23 protein-coding genes and 1 tRNA gene are annotated in these 23,509 nt (G+C 67.2%); 18 read left to right on the top strand and 6 right to left on the bottom strand.

The window, feature by feature from the left end; genetic code table 11:
• Nucleotides 1-18: 18 nt before the first annotated feature.
• Complete coding sequence (locus tag Q331_RS0106495) at nucleotides 19-741, bottom strand: 3-keto-5-aminohexanoate cleavage protein (RefSeq protein ID WP_026380013.1); 723 nt, start codon at nucleotides 739-741, stop codon at nucleotides 19-21.
• A 234-nt stretch (nucleotides 742-975) separates the two neighbouring features.
• Here Q331_RS0106495 and Q331_RS0106490 point away from each other — a divergent pair, with 234 nt between their 5' ends.
• Nucleotides 976-2,568 carry an ABC-F family ATP-binding cassette domain-containing protein gene (locus Q331_RS0106490; protein ID WP_026380012.1) on the top strand — a complete coding sequence of 531 codons (1,593 nt, stop codon included), beginning with the start codon at nucleotides 976-978 and terminating at the stop codon, nucleotides 2,566-2,568.
• A 211-nt stretch (nucleotides 2,569-2,779) separates the two neighbouring features.
• On the opposite strand, the gene Q331_RS0106485 is transcribed toward Q331_RS0106490, so the two are convergent.
• Nucleotides 2,780-2,855 (bottom strand) — tRNA-Ala (locus Q331_RS0106485).
• 163 nt (nucleotides 2,856-3,018) lie between these two features.
• Nucleotides 3,019-3,459, bottom strand: coding sequence for a TIGR02300 family protein (locus Q331_RS0106480; protein ID WP_026380011.1), 441 nt, complete (start codon nucleotides 3,457-3,459; stop codon nucleotides 3,019-3,021).
• 191 nt (nucleotides 3,460-3,650) lie between these two features.
• Here Q331_RS0106480 and aroA point away from each other — a divergent pair, with 191 nt between their 5' ends.
• The 12 genes from aroA (at nucleotide 3,651) to Q331_RS0106420 (ending at nucleotide 17,359) form a co-directional block, all read left to right on the top strand.
• The gene (aroA, locus tag Q331_RS0106475) at nucleotides 3,651-5,018 is read left to right on the top strand and encodes a 3-phosphoshikimate 1-carboxyvinyltransferase (RefSeq protein ID WP_026380010.1); all 1,368 of its coding nucleotides are present in this window, start codon (nucleotides 3,651-3,653) and stop codon (nucleotides 5,016-5,018) included.
• Nucleotides 5,015-5,674 (top strand): (d)CMP kinase, encoded by a 660-nt coding sequence (gene cmk / locus Q331_RS0106470; RefSeq protein WP_245615522.1) that lies wholly within the window; start codon nucleotides 5,015-5,017, stop codon nucleotides 5,672-5,674. The genes aroA and cmk overlap by 4 nt, the downstream gene beginning before the upstream one ends.
• Before the next feature lie 186 nt (nucleotides 5,675-5,860).
• Entirely contained in the window at nucleotides 5,861-7,591 is a 1,731-nt protein-coding gene (gene rpsA / locus Q331_RS0106465) for a 30S ribosomal protein S1 (RefSeq protein WP_026380008.1), read from the top strand.
• Nucleotides 7,592-7,774: 183 nt separating this feature from the next.
• Nucleotides 7,775-8,512, top strand: a complete 738-nt coding sequence (otsB, locus tag Q331_RS0106460; protein ID WP_026380007.1) for a trehalose-phosphatase — start codon at nucleotides 7,775-7,777, stop codon at nucleotides 8,510-8,512.
• A gap of 104 nt (nucleotides 8,513-8,616) precedes the next feature.
• Entirely contained in the window at nucleotides 8,617-10,167 is a 1,551-nt protein-coding gene (locus tag Q331_RS20345) for an alpha,alpha-trehalose-phosphate synthase (UDP-forming) (RefSeq protein WP_084174830.1), read from the top strand.
• Nucleotides 10,168-10,323: 156 nt separating this feature from the next.
• Nucleotides 10,324-11,115, top strand: a complete 792-nt coding sequence (locus Q331_RS0106450; RefSeq protein WP_026380006.1) for a TOBE domain-containing protein — start codon at nucleotides 10,324-10,326, stop codon at nucleotides 11,113-11,115.
• Nucleotides 11,116-11,131: 16 nt separating this feature from the next.
• The gene (gene modA / locus Q331_RS0106445; RefSeq protein ID WP_026380005.1) at nucleotides 11,132-11,887 is read left to right on the top strand and encodes a molybdate ABC transporter substrate-binding protein; all 756 of its coding nucleotides are present in this window, start codon (nucleotides 11,132-11,134) and stop codon (nucleotides 11,885-11,887) included.
• A gap of 6 nt (nucleotides 11,888-11,893) precedes the next feature.
• Entirely contained in the window at nucleotides 11,894-12,577 is a 684-nt protein-coding gene (gene modB, locus Q331_RS0106440) for a molybdate ABC transporter permease subunit (RefSeq protein ID WP_026380004.1), read from the top strand.
• Nucleotides 12,570-13,715 carry a molybdenum ABC transporter ATP-binding protein gene (modC, locus tag Q331_RS0106435; protein WP_245615521.1) on the top strand — a complete coding sequence of 382 codons (1,146 nt, stop codon included), beginning with the start codon at nucleotides 12,570-12,572 and terminating at the stop codon, nucleotides 13,713-13,715. Before modB ends, modC begins: the two co-directional genes overlap by 8 nt.
• A 189-nt stretch (nucleotides 13,716-13,904) precedes the next feature.
• Nucleotides 13,905-14,900, top strand: coding sequence for a DctP family TRAP transporter solute-binding subunit (locus Q331_RS0106430; protein ID WP_026380002.1), 996 nt, complete (start codon nucleotides 13,905-13,907; stop codon nucleotides 14,898-14,900).
• 134 nt (nucleotides 14,901-15,034) lie between these two features.
• A complete protein-coding gene (locus Q331_RS20340) occupies nucleotides 15,035-15,739 on the top strand; it encodes a TRAP transporter small permease (protein ID WP_084174828.1) in 705 nt (234 codons plus the stop codon).
• 21 nt (nucleotides 15,740-15,760) lie between these two features.
• Nucleotides 15,761-17,359 carry a TRAP transporter large permease gene (locus Q331_RS0106420; protein ID WP_026380001.1) on the top strand — a complete coding sequence of 533 codons (1,599 nt, stop codon included), beginning with the start codon at nucleotides 15,761-15,763 and terminating at the stop codon, nucleotides 17,357-17,359.
• Here Q331_RS0106420 and Q331_RS0106415 read toward each other — a convergent pair.
• Genes Q331_RS0106415 through Q331_RS0106405 form a run of 3 tightly spaced genes read right to left on the bottom strand, consistent with a single transcriptional unit; the run spans nucleotide 17,349 to nucleotide 19,221 of the window.
• Entirely contained in the window at nucleotides 17,349-18,545 is a 1,197-nt protein-coding gene (locus tag Q331_RS0106415; RefSeq protein WP_026380000.1) for a pyridoxal phosphate-dependent aminotransferase, read from the bottom strand. The genes Q331_RS0106420 and Q331_RS0106415 overlap by 11 nt on opposite strands.
• Nucleotides 18,542-18,934 carry a type II toxin-antitoxin system VapC family toxin gene (locus Q331_RS0106410; RefSeq protein WP_026379999.1) on the bottom strand — a complete coding sequence of 131 codons (393 nt, stop codon included), beginning with the start codon at nucleotides 18,932-18,934 and terminating at the stop codon, nucleotides 18,542-18,544. The genes Q331_RS0106415 and Q331_RS0106410 overlap by 4 nt, the downstream gene beginning before the upstream one ends.
• On the bottom strand, nucleotides 18,931-19,221 hold the full coding sequence (locus tag Q331_RS0106405) for a hypothetical protein (RefSeq protein ID WP_156953273.1): 291 nt from the start codon (nucleotides 19,219-19,221) through the stop codon (nucleotides 18,931-18,933). The genes Q331_RS0106410 and Q331_RS0106405 overlap by 4 nt, the downstream gene beginning before the upstream one ends.
• Nucleotides 19,222-19,364: 143 nt before the next feature.
• Between Q331_RS0106405 and Q331_RS0106400 the strand changes: the two genes are divergently transcribed.
• The 5 genes from Q331_RS0106400 to Q331_RS0106380 all read left to right on the top strand — a co-directional run bounded on the left by Q331_RS0106400 (nucleotide 19,365) and on the right by Q331_RS0106380 (nucleotide 23,500).
• Nucleotides 19,365-21,185: an IlvD/Edd family dehydratase gene (locus Q331_RS0106400; protein WP_026379997.1), complete on the top strand. Its 1,821-nt coding sequence runs from the start codon at nucleotides 19,365-19,367 to the stop codon at nucleotides 21,183-21,185.
• An 81-nt stretch (nucleotides 21,186-21,266) separates the two neighbouring features.
• Nucleotides 21,267-21,503, top strand: coding sequence for a type II toxin-antitoxin system Phd/YefM family antitoxin (locus Q331_RS0106395; protein ID WP_026379996.1), 237 nt, complete (start codon nucleotides 21,267-21,269; stop codon nucleotides 21,501-21,503).
• The gene (locus tag Q331_RS0106390; protein ID WP_026379995.1) at nucleotides 21,500-21,913 is read left to right on the top strand and encodes a type II toxin-antitoxin system VapC family toxin; all 414 of its coding nucleotides are present in this window, start codon (nucleotides 21,500-21,502) and stop codon (nucleotides 21,911-21,913) included. The genes Q331_RS0106395 and Q331_RS0106390 overlap by 4 nt, the downstream gene beginning before the upstream one ends.
• A 74-nt stretch (nucleotides 21,914-21,987) precedes the next feature.
• Nucleotides 21,988-22,824, top strand: coding sequence for an isocitrate lyase/PEP mutase family protein (locus Q331_RS0106385; protein WP_026379994.1), 837 nt, complete (start codon nucleotides 21,988-21,990; stop codon nucleotides 22,822-22,824).
• A complete protein-coding gene (locus tag Q331_RS0106380; RefSeq protein ID WP_026379993.1) occupies nucleotides 22,811-23,500 on the top strand; it encodes a GNAT family N-acetyltransferase in 690 nt (229 codons plus the stop codon). Before Q331_RS0106385 ends, Q331_RS0106380 begins: the two co-directional genes overlap by 14 nt.
• Nucleotides 23,501-23,509 lie beyond the last annotated feature (9 nt).

Raw genomic sequence — 23,509 nt, 5'->3', positions numbered from 1 at the left:
CGAGCCCTTGCGAGCCCCTCAGCGCGGCGCGGCGTGAAGGATACCGCACGCATCGGCGACCAGCTCGGCATTGCCGGCGGCGATATCGCCGCTTGAGAGCAGGCAGCCGTCCTCCAGTCCGACCCGCGTCGACCAGCGGCGCCGATGCGCGCGCTCGACGAAATGCCAGACGGTCGCGTCGAAGCCGTGCAGGAGGATAGGCCGCGCGATATCGGCGCGCGCAAGAACCCTTGTGATCCCCTCGGCGGTGGCCTCGGCCGCGTTGAGGTCCTGCCCTTCGATCTCAAGGAGGATACGCAGAACGCGATGACAATCAGGCATCGCCACAAACCGCTCCGCATCCGCGATGTTGGCGAGCCCGGCTTCCACGCCGACGCCCATCCTGTCGAGCAATGCCATGACGGCCGGAGCGTCCGGCTCGCAGAGATTGACGGAGGCGTGGTCGGGCAGGACGCGCCACGCCGCGATGCCATCGCGCGTCCGCTTCTCCTCGCCCTCGATCCAGGCCCCGGTGGAGACGCCGATGAGCGTTCCGGGGCATGCCCGCCGCACGGCGCGCATCGTCTCCTCGACCGCAAAAAGGCTCTCGCGCCCGTCCCGGCCGCGCGGATGCAGGTGTATTTCGCCGGCCCCCGCCGCAACGCATGCGGCGCTTTCAAGGGCCATCGTCTCCGCCGTCAGCGGCAAGCGCGGGTGATAGCCCTCGGGACGTGCGCCATTGATGCAGGCTTGGACGATCATGCCATTCTCCTGTCTTTGATGAGGCGCAACGTTAGCTTTCCGCGGAGCCTGCGCAACCGGCCAAGACCCGCGCGCTGCGCCAATCGGCAGCGGCGAAGATGGCGCGGCCGAGCTTGCATTGCGCCCACGCGCACCTAGCTAGGGCACGAACCTTAAAGGACCGGATCATCCTCCACATGGACAAGAACCTCGCCGCCTTCGCCCATCCGCTTTCGCTGCGAGAAGTCCTGTCCGATGCCCGCATCCCTCACCCTTTCCGGCCTGTCCTGGTCGACGTCTGACGGCACCCCCCTCTTTTCCGATCTGAACCTCAGCTTCGGCTCTGAGCGCAGCGGCATTGTCGGGCGCAACGGCACCGGCAAGACGACGCTGTTGCGGCTCATCGCCGGCGAGCTCTCGCCTGCATCCGGACGCCTTCAGATCTCCGGCACGCTCGCCCTGATGCGCCAGGATGTGCGCGCGCGCCACGGCGACACCATCGCCGATCTTTTCGCCGCAGGGCCCGCGCTGGCGCTGCTGCAGCGCGCCGAGGCGGGCCTCGTCGATACGGCCGAACTGGCCGAGGCCGACTGGACGCTGCCGACACGGATCGAGGCGGCTCTGCTGCGATGCGGCCTGACCGCCGATCCGCAGATGCCGCTGGCCGCCCTATCCGGCGGCGAGCGCGCCCGCGTCGGCCTTGCCGCTCTGGTTTTCGCGCAGCCGGATTTTTTGCTTCTCGACGAGCCGACGAACAACCTCGACCGGGCCGGGCGGCAGGCTGTGGTGGAGCTGCTCGGCGATTGGCGAAGCGGCGCCATCATCGTCAGTCACGACCGCGAGCTTCTTGAGCACATGGATGCCATCGTGGAACTGACGCCGCTTGGCGCCGCGCGATACGGCGGCAACTACAGCTCCTACCGCGCCCGCAAGGCCGCGGAGCTCCAGGCGGCGGAGCGCGATCTGGCGAGCGCCGAAAAGCACCGTGCGCAGACCAGGCGCCGCGCCCAAGAAGCGGCCGAGCGCAAGGCGCGCAAGGACGGCGCCGGAAAGAGGGCCCGCGCGAAGAAGGACCAGCCGAAAATCCTGCTGGATGCGGCCAGGGGCCGGGCCGAGGCCTCCGGCGGGGCGAATGAGCGCCTGCGCGAGGCACGGCGCCAAGAGGCGGAAGCGGCGCTGACCGCGGCCCGAGAGAAGATCGAGGTCTTGCAGCCCCTGCATATGGACATTCCCTCCACGGGCCTGCCGGCGGGCAAGACGGTGCTGCGGCTCGATGCGGTGACCGGAGGCCACGACCCTGCCCGGCCGCCCATCCGCGACATGTCTCTAACCGTCACCGGGGCCGAGCGCCTCGCCATCACCGGCCCGAACGGCAGCGGCAAGACCACCTTGATTAAGCTGATCATCGGGCGGCTTCGCCCGCAAGCCGGCAAGGTGGAACTGAAGGTGCCTTGCGCGCTTCTCGATCAAGATGTCGGCCTTCTCGATGCGGGCCGCACGCTGCGCGAGAATTTCCTGCACCTGAACCCGCGGGCCGACGAGAACGCGGCTCGGGCCGCCTTGGCCCGTTTCCGCTTCCGTGCCGAGGATGCGCTGCGCAAGGCGGCAAGCCTCAGCGGCGGCGAGCTTTTACGGGCCGGCCTTGCCTGCACCCTTGGAAGGGCCACCCCGCCCGCGCTGCTCATCCTGGACGAGCCGACCAACCATCTCGATCTCGATGCGCTCCAAGCGCTGGAGAGCGCGCTCGCGGCCTATGACGGAGCGCTTCTGGTGGTCAGCCACGACGAGACGTTCCTGGACCGTCTGGCGCTGCATCGAAGAGTGGTATTGGGCGAGACGGCGGGCTGAGCGGCGGAAGTGAGAGGCGAAACCGCCAACCGGAGCCGGCGCCACGGCTCGGCGGGCGGCATCGCGCAGCCGGATATGGCGGAACGGAAAATTGGTAGAGATTTGGGGAGAAACCTCAAACCGCAACAAGCCGCGACTGCGGCCCGGGCTTTCGCCCGCCCCCGCGGAGCCATCGAGCGCAGCGAGATTGGCGCGAGCGACGTAGACGTAATGGTGGAGCCGAGGGGAATCGAACCCCTGACCTCGTGAATGCCATTCACGCGCTCTCCCAACTGAGCTACGGCCCCGTTCCTTGGGATTGGCCGGAAGATCCGGCCAGCTTGTCCTGCGCCGCCTTGGAGCGGCCTGGGACTGGCAACGGCCGCGAGACGTCTCGCGACCGAAGCGGGCGGAAACTAGGCGCGCCGCCGCGCTTTTGCAAGCCCTGCTATGCGGCTTTTCAACGGCCGCTCAGCGCTCCTCCTCGTCCTTCACATCGCCGAGAATATCGGAGACGTCTTCGTCCCCATCCTCATCCTCGTCAAGGAAGGTGTCGTCGTCCTCTTCCTCCAGATCGATGCCGCCTTCATCGAGGTCAGGGACGTCCTCATCGTCGTCGGAGGCTTCCGGGCCGGCGCCCTTCGGGCTTGCCTGCTCCTCGTCCTCCTCCTCCGCATCCTCCAGGGAGACGACCTCCACATCGAGGTCCTCCTCCTCTTCCTCCTCTTCGGAGACGTCGGCGATCTCTTCCTCCTCCTGCTCGGCGGCGGCCGCTTCGGCGGCCTTTTCGCGGGCGGAGAGTTCGTAGACGGCGCCGCAATGCGGGCAGATGATCGGATCGCGCGCGAGATCGTAATACTTGGTGCCGCACTCCTGGCACACGCGCTTGGTTCCAAGATCCGGCTTGGCCACGTGGATGTTCCTTGGGCTGTCAGAAAATCGCCGGTCCCGATAACGGCAGGCCCCGGCCCTGTCAAACGCCTTCTCCGTTGATCGCCCTTGCACCGTGCCGGGCGGGGATGACCGAAGGCGGAGAGGATGCTAACGGGGGCCGCCGCAACCGGTCCACCACCTTTTGCGCCGATCGCCAGGAAAAGCTGCCGATGTCCCATCTTCCCGTCCGCCCGCTCACGGCGCACCCCTCCTCCGCCTTGCGCGGCCGGGTCAGGGTGCCCGGCGACAAGTCCATCTCCCATCGCGCCCTGATGCTGGGCGCGCTCACCGTCGGCCGGACGCGGGTGACCGGCCTTCTTGAATCCGAGGACATCCTGGCCACGGGTGCGGCCATGCGCGCCTTCGGCGCGACGGTGGAGCGCACCGGCGAGGGCGCCTGGTCCGTCGACGGCCTCGGCCCCGCCGGCCTTCTGGAGCCGGAGGGGCCTCTCGATTTCGGCAATGCCGGCACCGGCGCGCGCCTTGCGATGGGCATCGCCGCCGCCCATCCCTTCGCCTCCACCTTCATCGGCGACGCTTCCTTGTCGCGCCGGCCGATGGGACGCGTGCTCGATCCTCTGCGCCAGATGGGGGCGGAGGTGATCGCCCGCTCCGGCGACCGCCTGCCGCTGTCCATTCGCGGCGCCGACCCGATGGCGCCGATCGCCTACCGCGTGCCGGTGCCCTCCGCGCAGGTGAAGTCGGCCGTGCTTCTGGCCGGCCTCAACATCGCCGGCATCACCGCCGTGATCGAGCCGGTGGCGACCCGCGACCATACCGAGAAGATGCTGGCCGGCTTCGGCGCCGAGATCGAGGTCGGCCGCAACCCCGATGGCGAGACCGTCATCCGCCTTGAGGGCCTGCCGGCGCTACGCCCGCAGAATATCGAGGTCCCGGCCGATCCGAGCTCGGCCGCCTTTCTCATCGTCGCCGGCCTCATCGTGCCGGACAGCGACATCGTGGTGGAAGGCGTTCTCCTCAATGAACGCCGCACCGGCCTTCTGGAAGTGCTCGCCGAGATGGGCGCCGACATCGCCATTGAGAACGAGCGCCGCACAGGCGGCGAGCGCCTCGGCGATATCCGCGCCCGCACCTCGCGCCTGAAAGGCGTGACCGTCGCCGCCGAACGCGCCCCCTCCATGATCGACGAATATCCCGTGCTCGCCGTCGCCGCCGCCTTCGCGGAGGGCAGGACGGTCATGCACGGCCTGGAGGAGCTGCGCGTCAAGGAATCGGACCGGCTTGCCGCCGTCGCCGCCGGCCTCGCCGCCAACGGGGTGGAATGCGAGGAGGGCAGCGCCAGCCTCGGCGTCACCGGCGTGCCGGGCGGCCAAGGCCTCGGCGGCGGCCGCGTCGCCACGCATCTCGACCATCGCATCGCCATGAGCTTCCTCGTCATGGGCCTTGCCGCCGAAAAGCCGATGACGGTCGACGACGCGGCCATCATCGCCACCTCCTTTCCAGGCTTCGCCGAGCTTCTGGCCGGCCTCGGCGCCAGGCTGGGCGAGGCAAAGACGCCAGCGCGGGGCGCCGCGTGAGGGGGCCGCTGGTCATCGCGATCGACGGGCCCGCCGCTTCCGGCAAGGGCACGCTGGCCAGGAAGCTCGCCGAATACTACGGCCTGAAGCATCTCGACACCGGCCTCACCTATCGCGCCGTCGCCGCCTTGCTGATGGCGGAGGGCGGTCTGGAGCCGAACGGCGAGCGAGCCGTTGCCGCCGCCGGGCGCCTCGATCTTTCCGCCATGGACCGCGACCTTCTTTCCGCCCACGACATCGGCGAGGCGGCCTCCAAGATCGCTGTCATCCCGGAGCTGCGCCAGGCCCTCGTCGAGCGCCAGCGCGCCTTCGCCTCGCAGCCGCCCGGCGCCGTTCTCGACGGGCGCGATATCGGCACCGTCGTGTGCCCGCGCGCCCTTACCAAGCTCTACGTCACCGCCTCGCCCGAGGTGCGCGCCCGCCGCCGCACCGACGAATTGCTCGGCCGCGGCAAGCCGACCGACTTCGCCGCCGTCCTCGCCGATCTGAAGCGTCGCGACGCCCGCGACATGGAACGGGACGACTCGCCGCTGCGCCCGGCCGACGACGCGCACTTGATCGATACCAGCGCAATGACTATAGAAGCCGCGTTCCGCGCTGCTGTCGCGATCGTCGATGCGGCCATCTCGGCCAAGGATCGGGCGAGCCCTTCGTGAAGGGTTTCGCCCTTCTGGCGTATGAGCGGCGGCGCGGGAACGAGATAGGAAAAAGCCGCTTTCTGCCCAATGCGCCGACCGCTGATGAGCGGGGGCCGGAGCGGCCGGTTCAACACTAACCTTGGCGCTGATCCCGCGACTGGCCGACGGAAATGCCGCGCCTCGTGGGCCCTAACAGGAGCATTGATGGCCAATACTGAGCAGGCTGTTCCGCAGCCGACCCGTGAGGATTTCGCGGCGCTTCTCGAGCAATCCTTCGCCGATAGCGATGTCCAGGAGGGCACCGTCGTCGAAGGCACGGTGGTGGCGATTGAGAAGGATGTCGCCGTCGTCGATGTCGGGCTGAAGGTCGAGGGCCGGGTGCCGCTGAAGGAGTTCGGCGTGCGCGGCCGCGACGGCGAATTGAAGCCAGGCGACAAGGTCGAGGTCTATCTGGAGCGCGTGGAGAACGCCCTCGGCGAGGCCATGCTGTCGCGCGAGAAGGCCCGGCGCGAGGAGAGCTGGGTCCGCCTGGAGGCCAGCTTCGAGAAGAACGACACCGTCCAGGGCACCATCTTCAATCAGGTGAAGGGCGGCTTCACCGTCGATCTCGACGGCGCCGTGGCCTTCCTGCCGCGCAGCCAGGTCGATGTGCGCCCGGTCAAGGATGTCGGGCCCTTGATGCAGACGCCGCAGCCCTTCCGCATCCTCAAGATGGACAAGCGCCGCGGCAACATCGTCGTCTCGCGCCGTTCCGTCCTGGAGGACACGCTGGCCGAGCAGCGCTCCGAGCTGGTCGCCAAGCTGAAGGAAGGCCAGGTGGTCGACGGCGTCGTCAAGAACATCACCGAATACGGCGCCTTCGTCGATCTCGGCGGCATCGACGGCCTCCTGCATGTCACCGACATGGCCTGGCGGCGCGTCAACCATCCTTCCGAGATCCTCTCCATCGGCGAGACGGTGAAGGTGCAGATCATCCGCATCAACCCGGAGACCTTCCGCATCTCGCTCGGCATGAAGCAGCTGGAGGCCGATCCCTGGGAGGGCATCGAGGTCAAGTACCCGGTCAGCGCCAAGTTCACCGGCCGCGTTACCAACATCACCGATTACGGCGCCTTCGTGGAGCTGGAGCCGGGCATTGAGGGCCTCATCCACGTCTCCGAGATGAGCTGGACGAAGAAGAACGTCCATCCGGGCAAGATCGTCTCCACCTCCCAGGAGGTCGAGGTGATGGTGCTGGAGGTCGATCCTCAGAAGCGCCGCATCTCGCTCGGCCTCAAGCAGGCGATGCGCAATCCCTGGGAGGAGTTCGCCGACCAGCATCCGGTCGGATCGCTGGTGGAAGGCGAGGTCAAGAACAAGACCGAGTTCGGCCTCTTCCTCGGCCTCGACCACGACGTCGACGGCATGGTGCACCTCTCCGACCTGTCCTGGGACCGCCAGGGCGAAGAGGCGATGGAGGAGTACAAGAAGGGCGAGATGGTCCGAGCCGTCGTCCTGGAAGTCGACGTCGACAAGGAGCGCATCTCGCTCGGCATCAAGCAGGTGGAGGGCGATCCCTTCGCCGAGGCCGTGGAAGGCATCCGCAAGGGCGCCATCGTCACCGGCGAGGTCGTCGAGGTGAAGGATTCCGGCATCGAGGTGAAGCTGGCCGACACGGAGATGACCGCCTTCATCCGCCGCGCCGAGCTGTCGCGCGATCGCTCCGAGCAGCGTCCCGAGCGCTTCGCCGCCGGCGAGAAGGTCGATGCCCGCGTCACCAATATCGACAAGAAGGCGCGCCGCATCACCTTGTCGATCAAGGCGCTGGAGATCGCCGAGGAGAAGGAGGCCGTGGCCCAGTACGGCTCCACCGACAGCGGCGCCTCGCTCGGCGACATCCTTGGTGCGGCGCTGAAGAAGCGCAACGCCGAGGAGAAGGACAAGGGCGAGGAATAGTCGTTCTTTCGCCGCGCCCGGCAAAACCGCCGGAGAAGTCTAGAAAGCTGAGAGAATCCGATGGCCCGCGGGAGAAATCTCCCGCGGGCTTTTGCTTGCGCTTGAGCGCCGACGACACGTCTCGCCTTTGCTGCACTGCGGCGGAAATTTGACGCCGAGGGCAAGGCATCCTACATCGGGGCCATGGGCGAGCTTGGCGAACCTCCGCTACTTGATCACGAACGACACGCCCTCTTTCTCGATTTCGACGGCACGCTGGTCGGCTTCGCCGACGATCCGGAAGGGATCGAGCTGGAGCCGGGCACGCTGCAGCGCCTGAAGGCGCTTCAGACCAGCCAGGGCGGCGCGCTGGCGCTGATTTCCGGCCGGGCGCTCGCCTCCATCGACCGTTTTCTCGCCCCCTTCACCTTTCCCGCCGCCGGGGTGCACGGCCAGGAGCTGCGCTTTCATCCCGGCGAGAGCGTCGAGGCCGCGCCCCCGCCCGCCGCGATCGAGGTGGCGCGCGAGCGTCTGGGCTTGGAAATCGGCGCGCACGACCCGCTCCGCCTGGAGGACAAGGGCGCCGCGCTCGTCATCCATTACCGCACGGCACCGCACGAGGAGGAGCGCGCCCTGGAGCTCGCCGAGGCCGCCATCGCGGGCCTTGATGGGCTGCGTCTCGTCAAGGGTCACGCCATCGCCGAAATCAGGCCGCAGAATGTGCACAAGGGAAAGGCGATCGAGCGCCTGATGGCCCGTTCGCCCTTTGCCGAACGAGCCCCGGTCTTCGTCGGCGACGACACCACCGACGAGGACGGTTTCCGTTTCGTCGCTTCCAGGGGCGGCTTCGGCGTGAAGGTCGGCGAGGGCGAGACGGCGGCAAGCTACAGGCTTGCCGACGTGCCGGCCGTGCATCGCTGGCTGCAGGAGGCGGCGAGATGAAGTTTCATCACCGGCGGAGGAACTGGAATGACCTCTCCCGGGTTTTTGCATCCAAAGAGAGTTTCGAACGAGCGGCGGAAAATCGGGGAGGGAGCACCGGACCAATGAGGCGTCTGATAGTCGTGTCGAACCGGGTCGGACCGCTGAAGGATGGCGGCAAGGCCGGCGGTTTGGCGGTGGGTCTCGGCGATGCGCTACGCTCGCGCGGGGGCATCTGGTTCGGCTGGTCCGGAGAGAAAAGCGCCAAAGGCACCTTCGGTGAGATGAAGGTGGAAGACCACGGCAAGGTGCGCCTTGCCACCATCGATCTCACCCCGGAGGACGTGGAGGAGTTCTACGCCGGCTACGCCAACCGCACCCTGTGGCCGCTTCTGCATTACCGCCTCGACCTCGCCGAGTTCGACCAGCGCTTCGAGAACGCCTATCGGCGCGTCAACGAGCGCATGGCGGCGCGGCTGATGCCGCAGCTGAAGCCGGACGATATGGTCTGGGTTCACGATTACCACTACATCCTTCTCGGCGAGCGGCTGCGCGAATCCGGCTTTTCCGGCCCCATGGCCTATTTCCTCCATGTGCCGTTCCCCAGCCCGGAGATCATGACGGCGCTGCCCAATTCCAACTCCATCATCCGCGCCCTCACCGCCTATAACGTGATCGGCTTCCAGACCGACACCGACCGGCGCAACTTCGCCCGCTACGTGGTGGAGGAACTCGGCGGCAGCGAAGGCGAGAACGACGAGCTTTTCGCCTATGGGCGCAGCTTCCGCGCCTCCACCTTCCCCATCGGCATCGATACGGAGAGCTTCGCCGATTTCGCCGTCAGCGACGAGGCCAAGGAGCACGAGGCGCAGCTCAAGGTGCTGCTGCGCGACCGCCAGCAGATCATCGGCGTCGATCGGCTCGATTATTCCAAGGGCATCCCGGAGCGCTTTCGCGGCTTTGAGCGTCTGTTGGAGGATTATCCGGAGAATCGCGGCCGCGTCAGCCTGATGCAGGTGGCGCCGCTGTCGCGCTCCGACCTTGAGGCCTATTCGGAGCTCAGAAGCGAGCTGGAAGAGCTCGCCGGCCACATCAACGGCGCCTATTCGGCGCTCGACTGGGTGCCGATCCGCATCATGACCCGCGGCTTCACCCGCCGCGCCCTTGCCGGCATTTATCGCGCCAGCCGCGTCGGCCTGGTCACGCCGCTGCGCGACGGCATGAATCTCGTCGCCAAGGAATATGTGGCCGCGCAGGATCCGGATGACCCCGGCGTGCTCGTCCTGTCGCGCTTTGCCGGCGCGGTAAAGGAGCTTCCCGAGGCGCTGATCGTCAATCCCTACGACACGGCCGCACTGGCGCGCGCCCTGCAGCAGGCGCTCAACATGCCGCTGGAGGAGCGCAAGCGGCGCTGGCAGGCCATGTTCGAGCGGCTGAAGACACAGACCGCGCAGACCTGGTGCCACGACATCCTCAGCGCCCTGGAAGAGCGGGCCGACAAGGGCCCCGCACGCTCCACCGTCCCGACCGCCAGCGGCAGGCCGCCCAACGCCCTGACGCCCAAGCGCCCGAAGGAGCCCGTCGTCGCCAAGGTGCCGGGCACGCCCCCCGCGCAACCTCAGCGGCCGGCGGAAAGGCGCGGCGCGCTCTCCTCCTTGCGCAGCCTCTTCCTTTAGGGCGACCCGTCAAGATATCCGAAAAGCCGGCGCCCGAAGCCTCGGGCGCCGGCTTTTCGTTGCTCAAAGGGCGGGCAGCGAATGCCCGGAATTGAAGCTGGCAGCCGGCCCATCATCGTTATATAGTCCTGCTATATGACGCTGGATGGCCCGCCGATGGAAATCGAAGCCCTTGTCTCCCTGCGCAGCGCCAGCTCGTCTTCCGTCGGGCCCGAGCGCATCCGCCTTCTGGAGGCGGTGGCGCGCGAGGGCTCCATCACCGCCGGAGCCAAGGCGACCGGCCTCACCTACAAGGCCGCCTGGGACGCGCTCGACGCCATGGCCAACCTCTTCGGCCAGCCGCTCCTGGAGACGCGCGCCGGCGGCAGGGCCGGCGGCGGCGCCCGGCTGACGAAGACCGGCATCGGGGTGATCGAGGCCTATCACCGGCTGGAGGCGGAGATGGCGCGCGTCCTGCGCGCCATCGAGCCGCAGCTTTCCGGCACCGGCATCTCGCCGCTCAACCTCGTCTCGGGACTGCTTATGAAGACCAGCGCGCGCAACGCTTTGCGGGGCAGGATATCGGCCATCGCTTCAGGCGCCCTCTCCGCCGAGATCGCCGTCACGGTCAGCGAGGAGACGACGATCTACGCCCTCGTCACGCAGGAGAGCGTGAAGGAGCTCGGCCTATGCGTCGGCCGCGAGGCGGTCGCGCTCATCAAGGCGCCCTTCGTCGTGCTTGCGCCGGGCAGCGTCCCGCCTCCCGTCTCCGTGCGCAACGCCATCGCCGGCACCGTCAAGCGCCTGACGCCTTCCGCCGTCACCGCCGAGGTGGTGCTCGATATCGGCGCCGGCAGGAGCCTTGTCGCCAGCATCACCGCCGAGAGCGCCCGCAACCTTGACCTTGAATCGGGCAAGCCCGCCTGCGCCCTCTTCGACGCGGCGCATGTGATCCTTGCCATCGACTGAGCCATTGGGGGACGAAATGAAGACCTGGAAGATGCTCGCCGCGGCCCTTGCCGCCTTCGCCCTGTCGCCGGCGGCGGCCCTTGCGGGCGCCACGCATGTCGCGGTGGCCGCCAACTTCACCGACGCGGCGACGGAGATCGCCGCCGCCTTCAAGGAAAAGACCGGCGAGGAGGCGGTTCTCTCCTTCGGCTCCACCGGCCAGCTTTATACCCAGATCAGCCAGGGCGCGCCTTACGAGGTGTTTCTCGCCGCCGATGCGGCGCGGCCGGAAAGGGCCGTTGCGGAAGGCTTGGCCGTTGACGGCAGCCGCTTCACCTACGCCATCGGCAGGATCGTCCTGTGGAGCGCCGATCCGGATCTGGTCGAAGGCGCCGAGACGCTGAAGGCCGGCGCCTTCGACAAGCTCGCCATCGCCAATCCCGCGACGGCGCCCTATGGCGCCGCTGCCTTGGAAGCGATGCGCGCCCTCAGCGTCTACGACGGGCTGAAGGCGAAGATTGTCACGGGCAACAACATCGCCCAGGCCTTCCAGTTCGTTCAGACCGGCAATGCCGAGCTCGGCTTCGTCGCCTTGTCGCAGATCGCCGGAAAGGAGGACGGTTCGCGCTGGCAGGTGCCGGTGGAGCTCTATCAGCCGATCCGACAGGACGCGGTGCTGTTGACCAAGGCCGCCGAAAGCGACGCCGCCAAGGCCTTCCTCGCTTTTCTCAAAGGGCCGGAGGCCGGCGCCATCATCGAGAAATACGGCTACGCCACCGGGGCCGGGAGCTGAGCCGCCGTGGACGCTTCCTCGGAGATATTCTCGGCGGTCGCCCTGACGCTCAAGCTGGCGACCGTCACCACGCTCATTCTCCTCCTCCTCGGCACGCCGCTCGCCTGGTGGCTCGCCCGCTCCGGGAGCTGGTGGAAGGAGACCATCGCCGCCATCGTCGCGCTGCCCCTTGTGCTGCCGCCGACCGTGCTCGGCTTCTATCTTCTCGTCGCGCTCGGCCCCTCCGGGCCGGGCGGCGCGCTCGCCAGCCTTTGGGGCGCGCGCACCCTTGCCTTCACTTTCGAGGGCCTCGTCATCGGCTCCGTCGTCTATTCCCTGCCTTTCGTCGTGCAGCCGATCCGCAACGCCTTCGAGGCGATGGGCGAGCGTCCCCTGGAGGTGGCGGCGACGCTCCGCGCCTCGCCCCTGCAGGCTTTCTGGAACGTCGCCGTTCCCCTGGCGCGGCCGGGCTTTCTCACCGGCGCCGTTCTCGGCTTCGCCCATACAGTGGGCGAGTTCGGCGTCGTCCTGATGATCGGCGGCAACATTCCCGGCGAGACCAAGGTCCTGTCGGTGGCCATTTACGATTACGTGGAGACGCTGCGCTGGCGCGAGGCGAACATTCTCGCCGCCGGCATGGTGGCCTTCGCCTTCGCCGTCATCCTGGCCATGACCCTGATTGAGAAACGGGTGGCGCGGCCAGGTGCGTGAGAGAAAGGAAAACGCAGCGCCGGGCCGTATCGAAGCCGCCTTCAACGGCAGGCTCGGCGCTTTCCGACTCGACGCCGCCTTCAGCGTGCCGGCGCGCGGCGTGACGGGGCTTTTCGGCCCCTCCGGCTGCGGCAAGACCTCGGTGCTGCGTTGCGCCGCCGGCCTGACGCGCCTTGCCGGACACTTTTCCGTCGACGGCGATGTCTGGCAGGACGAGGCCGCCTTCCGCCCCACCCATCGCCGCCCGCTCGGCTATGTCTTTCAGGAGGCCAGCCTCTTCGCGCATCTGTCGGTGCGCCGCAACCTCCTCTACGGCGCCCCCGGTCGCCGCCCGCCCGCCGCCGATGCCGGCACCGGCTTTGAGGAAGTCATCGGGCTTCTGGGCATCAGCCATCTCCTGGAGCGCGCCCCGGCGAACCTCTCCGGCGGCGAGCGCCAGCGCGTCGCCATCGGCAGGGCGCTTCTCTCCCAGCCGAAGCTGCTCTTGATGGACGAGCCGCTCTCCGCCCTCGACCGGGGGACCAAGGACGAGATTCTGCCGTTTCTGGAACGCCTGCACGAGCGCCTCGCCATTCCCGTCCTCTATGTCAGCCACGACATGGCGGAGCTGGAGCGCCTCGCCGACCATCTCGTGCTGATGGAGAAGGGAGGCGTTCTTGCCGCCGGTCCCCTCGCTGATATTCAGAGCGACCCGTCTTTGCCGCTCGCCACCTCGCGCGAGGCGGCCGTCAGCCTCAATGCCGTGGTCACGGCCTACGATGCCGCCTACGGCCTCGCCACGCTGAAGGTCGATGGCGGAGAGATCGTCATACCCTCGCCGGCCGGACGACCGGGCACGCCGCGACGTCTGAGGATCGCGGCCGGCGATGTCAGCCTCGCCCGCAAGCCGCCGGAGGCGACCACCATCGTCAACATCCTGCCGGCGCGCATCCTCTCCCACCGGCCGGCCGGCTCTCACGAAATGGTGATCGTGTTAGGCCTCGGCGCCGAGGGCGTCGGCGCCCGGCTTCTGTCGCGGGTGACGCTGCGCTCTTTTGAGCATCTCGGCCTTGCCGAGGACATGCGCGTCTACGCGCAAGTGAAGGGCGTGGCGCTCGCCCCTGCCGGCGCGTCGGCGTCAGAGGTCGCCAGCCTCTGAGAGATATTGGCGGTCGCGCGCACTGCAACCGTTGCGACTATCGTAGGGGCTGCGACAACCGGGCTAGTCAAGCCACAAGGGCAAGTCGTATAAAGGCTTAGATCAAGGGAAGGCCCTTCATCCGACGCAGTGTCGGCGGGCCCAACTCTTGCGCTTTGCTTGTGTGGGTAAGCCACAGGGAGGAACTCCATGCACAAACTGCTCGGCGGCCTTGCCGCCATTGCCCTGATCGTCGGCGCGGCACCGGCCTATGCGCAGTGCGACGACGGTGAGATGGTCATCAAGTTCAGCCATGTCGTCGCCGCCACCGGCCATCCCAAGGGGGAGATGGCGGGCGCCCTCGCCGACCGCATCAACGAGGAGATGGACGGAACGGCCTGCATGCAGGTCTTCCCGAACTCCCAGCTCTTCGATGACGACAAGGTGATGGAGGCGCTGCTTCTTGGCGACGTGCAGCTCGCCGCCCCGTCGCTGTCGAAGTTCGAGGCCTATACCAAGAAATACCGGATCTGGGACTTTCCGTTCCTCTTCCCCAACATGGCCGCGGTGAACGCCTTCTCCAATTCCGAGAAGGGCCAGGAGCTGCTCGGCGCCATCGAGGATAAGGGCTTCGTCGGCCTCGGCTACATCTATAACGGCCTGAAGCAGTTCTCCGCCAACAAGCCGCTGATGGAGCCTTCCGACGCGCAAGGGCTGAAGTTCCGCATTCAGACCTCCGACGTCGCCGAGGCGATGATCGAGGCGCTCGGCGCCAACGCCCAGAAGCTCGCCTTCTCCGAGGTCTACGGCGCGTTGCAGACCGGCGTCGTCGACGGTCAGGAGAACTCCTGGTCCAACATCTACACCCAGAAGTTCTTCGAGGTGCAGGACGGCATCACCGAGACCAACCACCAGCTCCTCACCTATCTGGCGGTGACCTCCACGGAATGGCTCAACGGCCTCGATCCTGAGGTGCGCGATCAGTTCCTGGCCATCTTCAAGGAGGTCAGCGACGAGTACAACGCCCGCGCCGAGGAGATCAACGAAGAGGCCAAGCAGAAGATCATCGATGCGGGTGGCACGGTGCGTCAGCTCACCCCCGAGCAGCGCCAGGCCTGGGTCGAGGTCATGAAGCCCGTCTGGGAGCAGTTCAAGGGCGATGTCGGCCAGGACGTGATCGACGCGGCCGTCGCCGCCGGCAGCTGATTTCAAGCTCTGCCCGCGCCCTATCCGGGGCGCGGGCTTCTCTCCTTCATCCGCCACGCCATCGCCGCCGCCCAAAGTCGGGCTTGCGGCCACGCCTCGGCCTGACATTTTAGGCGCCCTGGGGAGGGGCTCGCATGCGCACAAGCAAGAGCTGGGTGACGTCGATCGAGGAGATCGTCATCGCGCTGCTGCTGGCGGCCATGACGTTGACCCAGTTCACCCAGGTCGTGGCGCGCTACGTCTTCCATTCCGGCTGGACGGGCGCCCTTGAGTTTACCCGCATCCTCTTCGCCTGGCTCATCCTTTTCGGCATGTCCTACGGCGTGAAGATCGGCGCCCATCTCGGCGTCGACGCCTTCATCCGCATGTTCCCGCGCCCCCTGTTTCGCGCCGCGGCGATCTTCGGCGCCCTCGCCACGCTGCTCTATGCTGTCATCCTGCTCTATTCAGACTGGCTGCAGGTCTTCGGCGCCAATGCGCGCGGCGGCGCCATTCACTATTGGCTGCGTTTCTACAACCTGCCGATCGGCCTGGACGACCTGCGCTATCCCGTCATCGTGCAGGAGACTTTCGGCACGCCGGAGCGCGTGCAGCGTTGGATCGCCTATATCATCCTGCCGTTCGGCCTGGCGCTGCTCGCCTTCCGCTGCCTGCAGGCGCTTTTCGACATTGTCCGCGGCAAGCGCGAGCTCATCGTCGCCGCCCATGAGGCGGAGGAACTGGTGGCCGAGCACGAGGGCGCCCTGCGCGAGGACGAGGACGAGATTTCCCGCCGCCAGGAGCCGTTCCAGGAATCGATCGAGGATTCGCATCGCCCGCCCGATCGGGACCGGCGGTAAGAGCGCCAGGAGCACGCGCCGATGGAATCCGCCATCCTCTTCATTCTCGTCCTCGCCTTCCTTTTTCTCGGCGTGCCGATTGCCATTTCGCTCGGCCTTTCGAGCGTCCTCGTCATCGCCTTCTTCTCGTCGGACTCCATGTCCTCGGTGGCGCTGCAGCTCTTCACCGCCTCGCAGAACTACACGCTTCTCGCCATTCCCTTCTTCATCCTCGCCTCCTCCTTCATGTCGACGGGCGGGGTGGCGCGCCGCATCATCCGCTTCGCCATCGCCTCCGTGGGGCATATGCGCGGGGGCCTCGCCATGGCCTCCGTTCTGGCCTGCATGCTCTTTGCCGCCCTTTCCGGCTCCTCGCCGGCGACCGTCGTCGCCATCGGCACCATCGCCATCGCGGCGATGCGCCAGACCGGCTATTCGCGCGAATTCTCCGCCGGCGTCATCGCCAATGCCGGCACGCTCGGCATCCTCATCCCGCCCTCCATCGTCATGGTCGTCTATGCCGCGGCGACCGACGTCTCCGTCGGGCGGATGTTCCTCGCCGGCGTCATCCCCGGCCTTCTCGCCGGCCTGATGCTGATGATCGGCATCTACATCAATGCCCGCATGCGCAGGCTGGAGCCGCGGCCTTTTCCCGGTTTCGGCGAGTTCTTGACCGCCGGCAAGGACGCGGCCGCCGGCCTCTTCCTCATCGTCGTCATCCTCGGCGGCATCTATGGCGGCGCCTTCACCCCGACGGAGGCGGCCGCCGTCGCCGCGGTCTATGCCTTCCTCGTCGCCCTCTTCGTCTATCGCGACATGGGCCCCTTGAAGGAGAAGGCCTGGGTGGTGGAGAGCGACAGCCGCGCCGCCCGCAACGGCTTCTTCGGGCTCGTCTACGCCCTCGCCCTCTTCGCCCTCATCCTCATCTTCGCCTTCTTCCTGGCCCCCGACACGCCGCTTGAGGATCGGCGCACCATCGCGCTCGCCAGCTCCGCGGTGGCGCTTGTCGCCTATCTTCTCTGGAAGGAGGGCGCCGGGGCGCCGCGAGCGCTATTTGCCAGCCTGCCCGTCTGGGGCCGCGGCATAGCGGACACGCTCTTGCGCTTCCCGGCCGCCTGCGTTCATCCCGACACGCGCAAGGTGCTCGTCGATTCCGGCAAGACGACGCTGATGCTCATGTTCATCATCGTCAACGCCTTGCTGTTTGCCCATGTGCTGACCTCCGAGCGCATCCCGCAGGCCATCACCGACTGGATGCTGGAGGCCGGCTTCAACTGGTTCACCTTCCTCATCGCGGTGAACCTTCTCTTGCTTCTCGGCGGCCAGTTCATGGAGCCCTCCGGCCTGCTCCTCATCGTCGCCCCGGTGGTCTTTCCGATCGCCATTCAGCTTGGCATCGACCCCATCCATCTCGGCATCATCATGGTGGTGAACATGGAGATCGGCATGATCACCCCGCCGATCGGCCTCAACCTCTTCGTCACCTCCGGCATCACCGGCATGAGCCTCATACGCGTGGTGAAGGCGGCCCTGCCCTTCACCGGCATTTTGATGCTGTTCCTGGTGATCGTGACCTATGTGCCGTCGATTTCCACCTATCTGCCGACGACGCTGATGGGCCCGGAAATCGTCACGCGCTGATCCTGGCCGCCGTCCCGGAAGCGAGGAAATCGCCGAGCCTTTCCATGGCTCTTCGGATGTTCTCCTCCGAATTGGCGCAGGAGACGCGGATATAGCCCTCGCCATGGACGCCGAAATCCGGCCCGCCGATGAGGGCCACGCCCGCCTCCTCCAGGAGCGCCGAGGCGAGCGCCTTCGCCTTCCAGCCGGTCTCGGCGATATTCGGGAAGGCGTAGAAGGCGCCCTTCGGGGTGACGCAGGAAACGCCCGGCAGGGCGTTGAGGAGCTCCGTGACCACCTGCCGCCGCCTGTCGAAGGCCGCCACCATCTCGCGCGCGCCGTCCTGAGGCCCGTCGATGGCGGCGATGCCGGCACATTGCGCCGGCGCGTTGACGCAGGACCAGGCATTGACCGCCAGCTTGCGCATCTTGTCGTAAAGCGCCTCCGGCCAGATCGACCAGCCGAGCCGCCAGCCCGTCATCGCCCAGGTCTTGGAGAAGCCGTTGAGGAGGATGAGCCGGTCGGCGATCGCCGGATAGGTCAGCAGCGAGACATGTTCCTCGCCGTCATAGACCATCTGGTCGTAGATCTCGTCGGAAAGGATGGCGATGTCCGGCCGCTCGGCGAGCCCGGCGACGAGCTTGTCGATCTCCGCGCGCGGCGTGACGCCCCCGGTCGGGTTGGCCGGCGAGTTGACGATGACGAGCCGCGTTTGCGGCGTCAGGAGCGACAGCGTCTCCTGCGCCGAAAAGGCAAAGCCGTTTGCCTCGCGGATGGGGATCGGCACCGGCCTTGCGCCGGTGAATTCGATCATCGAGCGGTAGATGGGAAAGCCGGGGTCCGGATAGAGGATATCCGCGCCCGGCTCGCCGAACATCAAGATGGCGGCGAACATCGTCACCTTGCCGCCCGGCACGATGACGACGCGCTCCGGCGAGACCTCCACCCCCGTCGTCGTCAGCGTGCGCCGCGCCACCGCCTCGCGCAGGGGCAGAATGCCGGTCGCGTCGGTATAGCCATGCGCCCCGTCGCGAAGCGCCTTCACCGCCGCCTCCACGATATGCTCCGGCGTTGAGAAATCCGGCTGGCCGATGCCCAGATTGACGATATCGCGCCCCTTAGCGGCAAGCGCGCCCGCGCGGGCCAGGACGGCGAAGGCGTTTTCTTCTCCGATACGCTCGAAGCCGGCGATGGTGGTGAGGCTCATGTCAGCGCGCTTTCGATGTCGGTTTCGGCGAAATCCGTCCCCTTATACAGCAAGGGGGCGCCAAGATGCTTGGCTACCGCATAGGAAAGACAATCGCCGAAATTGAGCCGCGCTGGATGGCCGGAGCCGCGCCCGTATCTTTCGGCCGCTTCGGCGGCGATATCAACCATGGGTGCAGAGAACGGCTCGATGCGCATCACCTGCGTCGCGACCAGCTTGTCGAGCCAACCTTTTGTGTCGCCGCCGTATCGGCGCAGCAGCAAGAACTCAACGACGCATGTCGCCGGAATGACGCACGCCTTGGCCCTCACAATCGCTCGAAAAAACAGCGGCGCATCAGGTTCGCGGAGGAAAATGGCCGCCAGCGCCGAGGTGTCTGCGACGATCACGAGGCTTTCCGCTCGCTCTGCTCATCTTCCTTCAAGTAGTCGAAGAGACTGTCCATCTCCCGTTCCACATCCTCCCAGGTGAGATCGGGGTCACGCGGCGGCGCCAGCTTCATGATCTCGTCCCAGGCTGCCATGCGCCGCTGAAACTCCCCCTCCGAGACCCCGGCGGAGCCGCCAAGCTCATCTTCCGCCAGCCGGCGCACCACACCGCTCGGCCCCAGGCCCCAGCGCCTGCCGAGCCGACGGATCATCGCCTCCGTTTCCTTGTTGCGAATGGTGATCGCCATCATCCTCTCCTGCGGCGGTAATCTAGCAGCCCCGCCCTGCGCAGCATAGCTGCATATGCTGCGCCATCGCTTTGCCGGCGAGCCGGCGCTTTCGCGACCGACCGGCAATCGGCATAGTCGCCGCAAGCTGAATGGAGGAGCACATGCCGTTCGATCCCAAGCGCGGCACGAAGGTGAAGCTGCGCTCGCAGCTCTGGTTCGACAATCCGGACGACCCGGACATGACGGCGCTCTACATCGAGCGCTACCTCAATTGGGGCATTACCCGCCAGGAGCTGCAATCGGGCCGCCCGGTCGTCGGCATCGCCCAGACGGGCTCCGATCTCGCCCCCTGCAACCGCCATCATCTGGAGCTGGCCAAGCGGGTACGCGAAGGCATCCGCGATGCCGGCGGCATCGCCTTTGAGTTTCCCGTCCATCCCATCCAGGAGACCGGCAAGCGCCCGACGGCCGCGCTCGACCGCAACCTTGCCTATCTCGGCCTGGTGGAGACGCTCTTCGGTTACCCGCTCGACGGCGTGGTGCTGACGACCGGCTGCGACAAGACCACCCCGGCGCTCCTGATGGCGGCCGCCACCGTCAACATCCCCGCCATCGCCCTTCCCGGCGGCCCGATGCTGAACGGCTGGTATCGCAACGAGCGGGCCGGCTCAGGCACCATCAAATGGGAGGCCAAGAAGCTGAAATCGGCCGGCAACATCACCTGGCCGGAATATGTGGAGATGGTCGCCTCCTCCGCCCCCTCGCCCGGCCATTGCAACACCATGGGCACGGCGACGACGATGAACTCGCTCGCCGAGGCGCTGGGCATGACGCTGCCGGGCGCCGCCGCCATCCCAGCCCCGCACAAGGAGCGCGGGCAATGCGCCTATCTCACCGGCAGGCGCATCGTGGAGATGGTTCATGACGACCTGAAGCCCTCCGACATCATGACCCGCGAGGCCTTCGAGAACGCCATCGTCGTCAATTCGGCGATCGGCGGCTCCACCAACGCGCCCATCCATCTCAATGCCATCGCCCGCCATCTCGGCGTGCCGCTTTCCAACGACGACTGGCAACGGCTCGGCCACAAAGTGCCGCTTCTCGTCGACATGCAGCCGGCCGGCCGCTTCCTCGGCGAGGATTATCACCGCGCCGGCGGCGTGCCGGCCGTCATCGCCGAATTGATCGGCGCCGGCGCCCTGCCCCATGCCGATGCGCGCACCGTGAACGGGCGCTCCCAGGCCGACAATTGCGCCGGCCGTTTCGCCACCGACCGGGAGGTCATCCGCCCCTATGGCCAGCCGCTGATGGCCGATGCCGGCTTTCTCAACCTGAAGGGCAATCTCTTCGATTCCGCCATCATGAAGACCTCCGTCGTCTCGGAGAGCTTCCGCCGGCGCTACCTTTCCAACCCGGACGACCCCGACGCCTTCGAGGGCCGCGCCGTCGTCTTCGACGGGCGCGAGGATTACCACGCCCGCATCAACGATGAGGCGCTCGACATCGACGAGGACACCCTGCTCGTCATCCGCGGCGCCGGCCCGCTCGGCCATCCCGGCGCCGCCGAGGTCGTCAACATGCAGCCGCCTGACGCGCTCCTGAAGAAAGGCGTCAAGGAACTGCCCTGCATCGGCGACGGACGCCAGTCGGGCACCTCCGGCTCGCCCTCCATCCTCAACGCCTCGCCGGAGGCGGCCGCGGGCGGCGGCCTGGCGCTCCTGAAGACAGGCGACCGGGTGCGCATCGATTTGAAGACCGGCAGCGCCGATATCCTCATCGAGGAGGACGAGTTGGAGGCGCGCCGCCGGGAACTCAAGGCGAAGCTGGAGAACGGCGGCCTCGCCTATGTGCCGGAAAGCCAGACGCCCTGGCAGGAGATCCAGCGCGCCATGGTGGACCAGTTGGCCGAGGGCATGGTGCTGAGGCCGGCGGTGAAATACCGCGACGTCGCCCGCCGCGCCGTCCCGCGCGACAACCACTGACAGGTCCCGGCACCGCTGGTGGGGAAGATTGTCGCGCCGAACAACCTAGCTTATCTAGCTTGTTAGGAGCCGGAGAGAGCGATGGATGAGATCGGAGCCTTCCAGGCCAAGAACACTTTGGGCAGCCTTCTCGATCGTGTGGAGAAGGGCGAGGAGATCGTCATCACGCGGCGCGGCAAGCCGGTTGCGCGGCTCGTCCCGGAGCGGGCATTCGACCGGCCGGCTGCCGAGCGCGCCGTCGAAAGAATCCTCAAGCGCAAGCACGCATCGCTTGGAGGCCTGAAGATCAAGGATCTGATCGAAGAGGGCCGCAGGTGAGCCTAGTCCTTGATGGCTCGGTTGCGCTCTCCTGGAGCTTCGTGGACGAGCAGAACGAGGATTCCAGCTCCCTCCTGCGCCGGGTCGGACGTCACGGCGCCGTGGTCCCGCCGCTGTGGCGGTATGAAATCGCCAACGGATTGCAGATGGCGGTCCGTCGCCGCCGGATTGACATCGCTTTTCGTGACGAAACTCTGCGCGACCTCGAAAGTCTTCCCATCGTCATCGATCAGGAATGTGAAGCCCATCTGTGGTCGACAACGATCAAACTTGCCGAGCGCCATGATCTCACCGTCTACGACGCCGCCTATCTGGAGCTCGCCCAACGCCGGCGCCTTCCGCTGGCGACTTTCGACGCAAAGCTCATTGCCGCGGCCGAAGCGGAACTGGTACCGGTGGTCCAGGAGTAGGTCGTGGGCTCGTCCGCGTCGCGAGCCACATGAGTTCTTCAACAACCTGCTAGATGAGAGGAGCCCGGCACGTCATGGCCTCCGCCGCAGCCAGCTTCCGCGCCCTGCATGCGCGCCGCGAGCTCTTCCTCATGCCCAATCCCTGGGATGTGGGAACCGCCAGGCTTCTCGCCGATCTCGGCTTCAAGGCGCTGGCGACCTCTTCCGCCGCGCTCGCCTGGTCGCTCGGCCGCCCGGATGCGACGGGCGCCGTGACGCGCGCCGACGCCATCGCCCATGCCGGAGAAATCGTCCGTGCCACGCCCCTGCCGGTGAACGGAGATTTGGAATCGGGCTTCGGCGACAGCCCTTCCGAGGTCGCCGAGACCATCCGCCAGGCCATCGATATCGGCCTTGCCGGCTGCTCCGTTGAGGATATGGACCAGGCAAGCGGCGAGCTTTACCCACTGGCGGAGGCGCTCCGCCGTTTTGCGGCCGCCAGGGAGGCGGTGGCGAAGTCGGGCTCCGATTTCGTCCTGACCGGCCGCTGCGAGGTTTTCTTTACCAGGAACGCCGACCCGCTCGGCGAGGCGGTCCGGCGCCTGAAGGCCTTCGAAGCGGCCGGCGCCGATGTTCTCTATGCGCCGGGCCTTACCACCGAGCGGGAAGTCGCCGAGATCCTCGCCGCCGTCTCCGCGCCGGTGAACGTGCTCGGCGGCGTCGGCGGCGTCTCAAACGACGTCGCGGCGCTGGAGCGCCTGGGCGTCACCCGCATCTCCATCGGCTCCGGCCTCGCCAAGGTCGCCCTCGGCGCTTTCCTTGACGCCGCGGGCGCTCTCGCGCACCGCCGCTTCGCCTTCGACGGAGCGGCGACCTCCTCCACCCTCAACGGCGCCTTCGCCGCGCCTCCGCGCGATGATGACGAAGACTGACCTTTCCGGTTTTACCCCGCGGCCCTTGCCGGGCGGCAGGGTGCTTCAGGGCCGCCTGGTGCGGCTGGAGCCCTTGTCCTGGCCGGCCCATCGCGACGGCCTCTTCGCCGCGCTCGGCGGCGCCGCCCACGCCGCCATCTGGCGCCATATGGCCATCGGCCCCTTCGCCTCCGCCGAGATGCTGCGCAAGAGCTTCACCGAAGCCGCCTCCGACGATTGGCGCACGCTCGTCATCCGCCTTCTCGCCGACAGCGACATCGTCGGCATGGCGAGCTATATGCGCAACCGCCCCGAGCACGGCTCCACCGAGGTCGGCTGCATCGCCTACGCGCCGCGCCTGCAGAACTCGGCCGCCGGCACCGAGGCGATGGCGCTGATGGCCGCCCATGTCTTCGACGAATTGCGCTACCGCCGCTACGAATGGAAATGCGACGACGCCAACGTCGCCTCCAAGCGCGCCGCCATCCGCCTCGGCTTCACCTTCGAAGGCGTCTTCCGCCAGGACATGGTGGTCAAGGGCCGCAACCGCGATACCGCCTGGTTCTCCATGCTGGATGGTGAATGGCCGGAGGTGAAAGCGGGCTATGACGCCTGGCTGGCGCCGGATAACTTCGACGCAAATGACCGGCAAAGGCGGCGGCTGGAGGCGTGTCGCCAGCCTCTTGCGGCTCAGTGAGGAGCGCGG

The sequence above is a fragment of the Afifella pfennigii DSM 17143 genome (genome assembly GCF_000688515.1).
Taxonomy (GTDB): Bacteria; Pseudomonadota; Alphaproteobacteria; order Rhizobiales; family Afifellaceae; genus Afifella; species Afifella pfennigii.
This window is presented reverse-complemented; position numbering and strand designations above follow the sequence as displayed.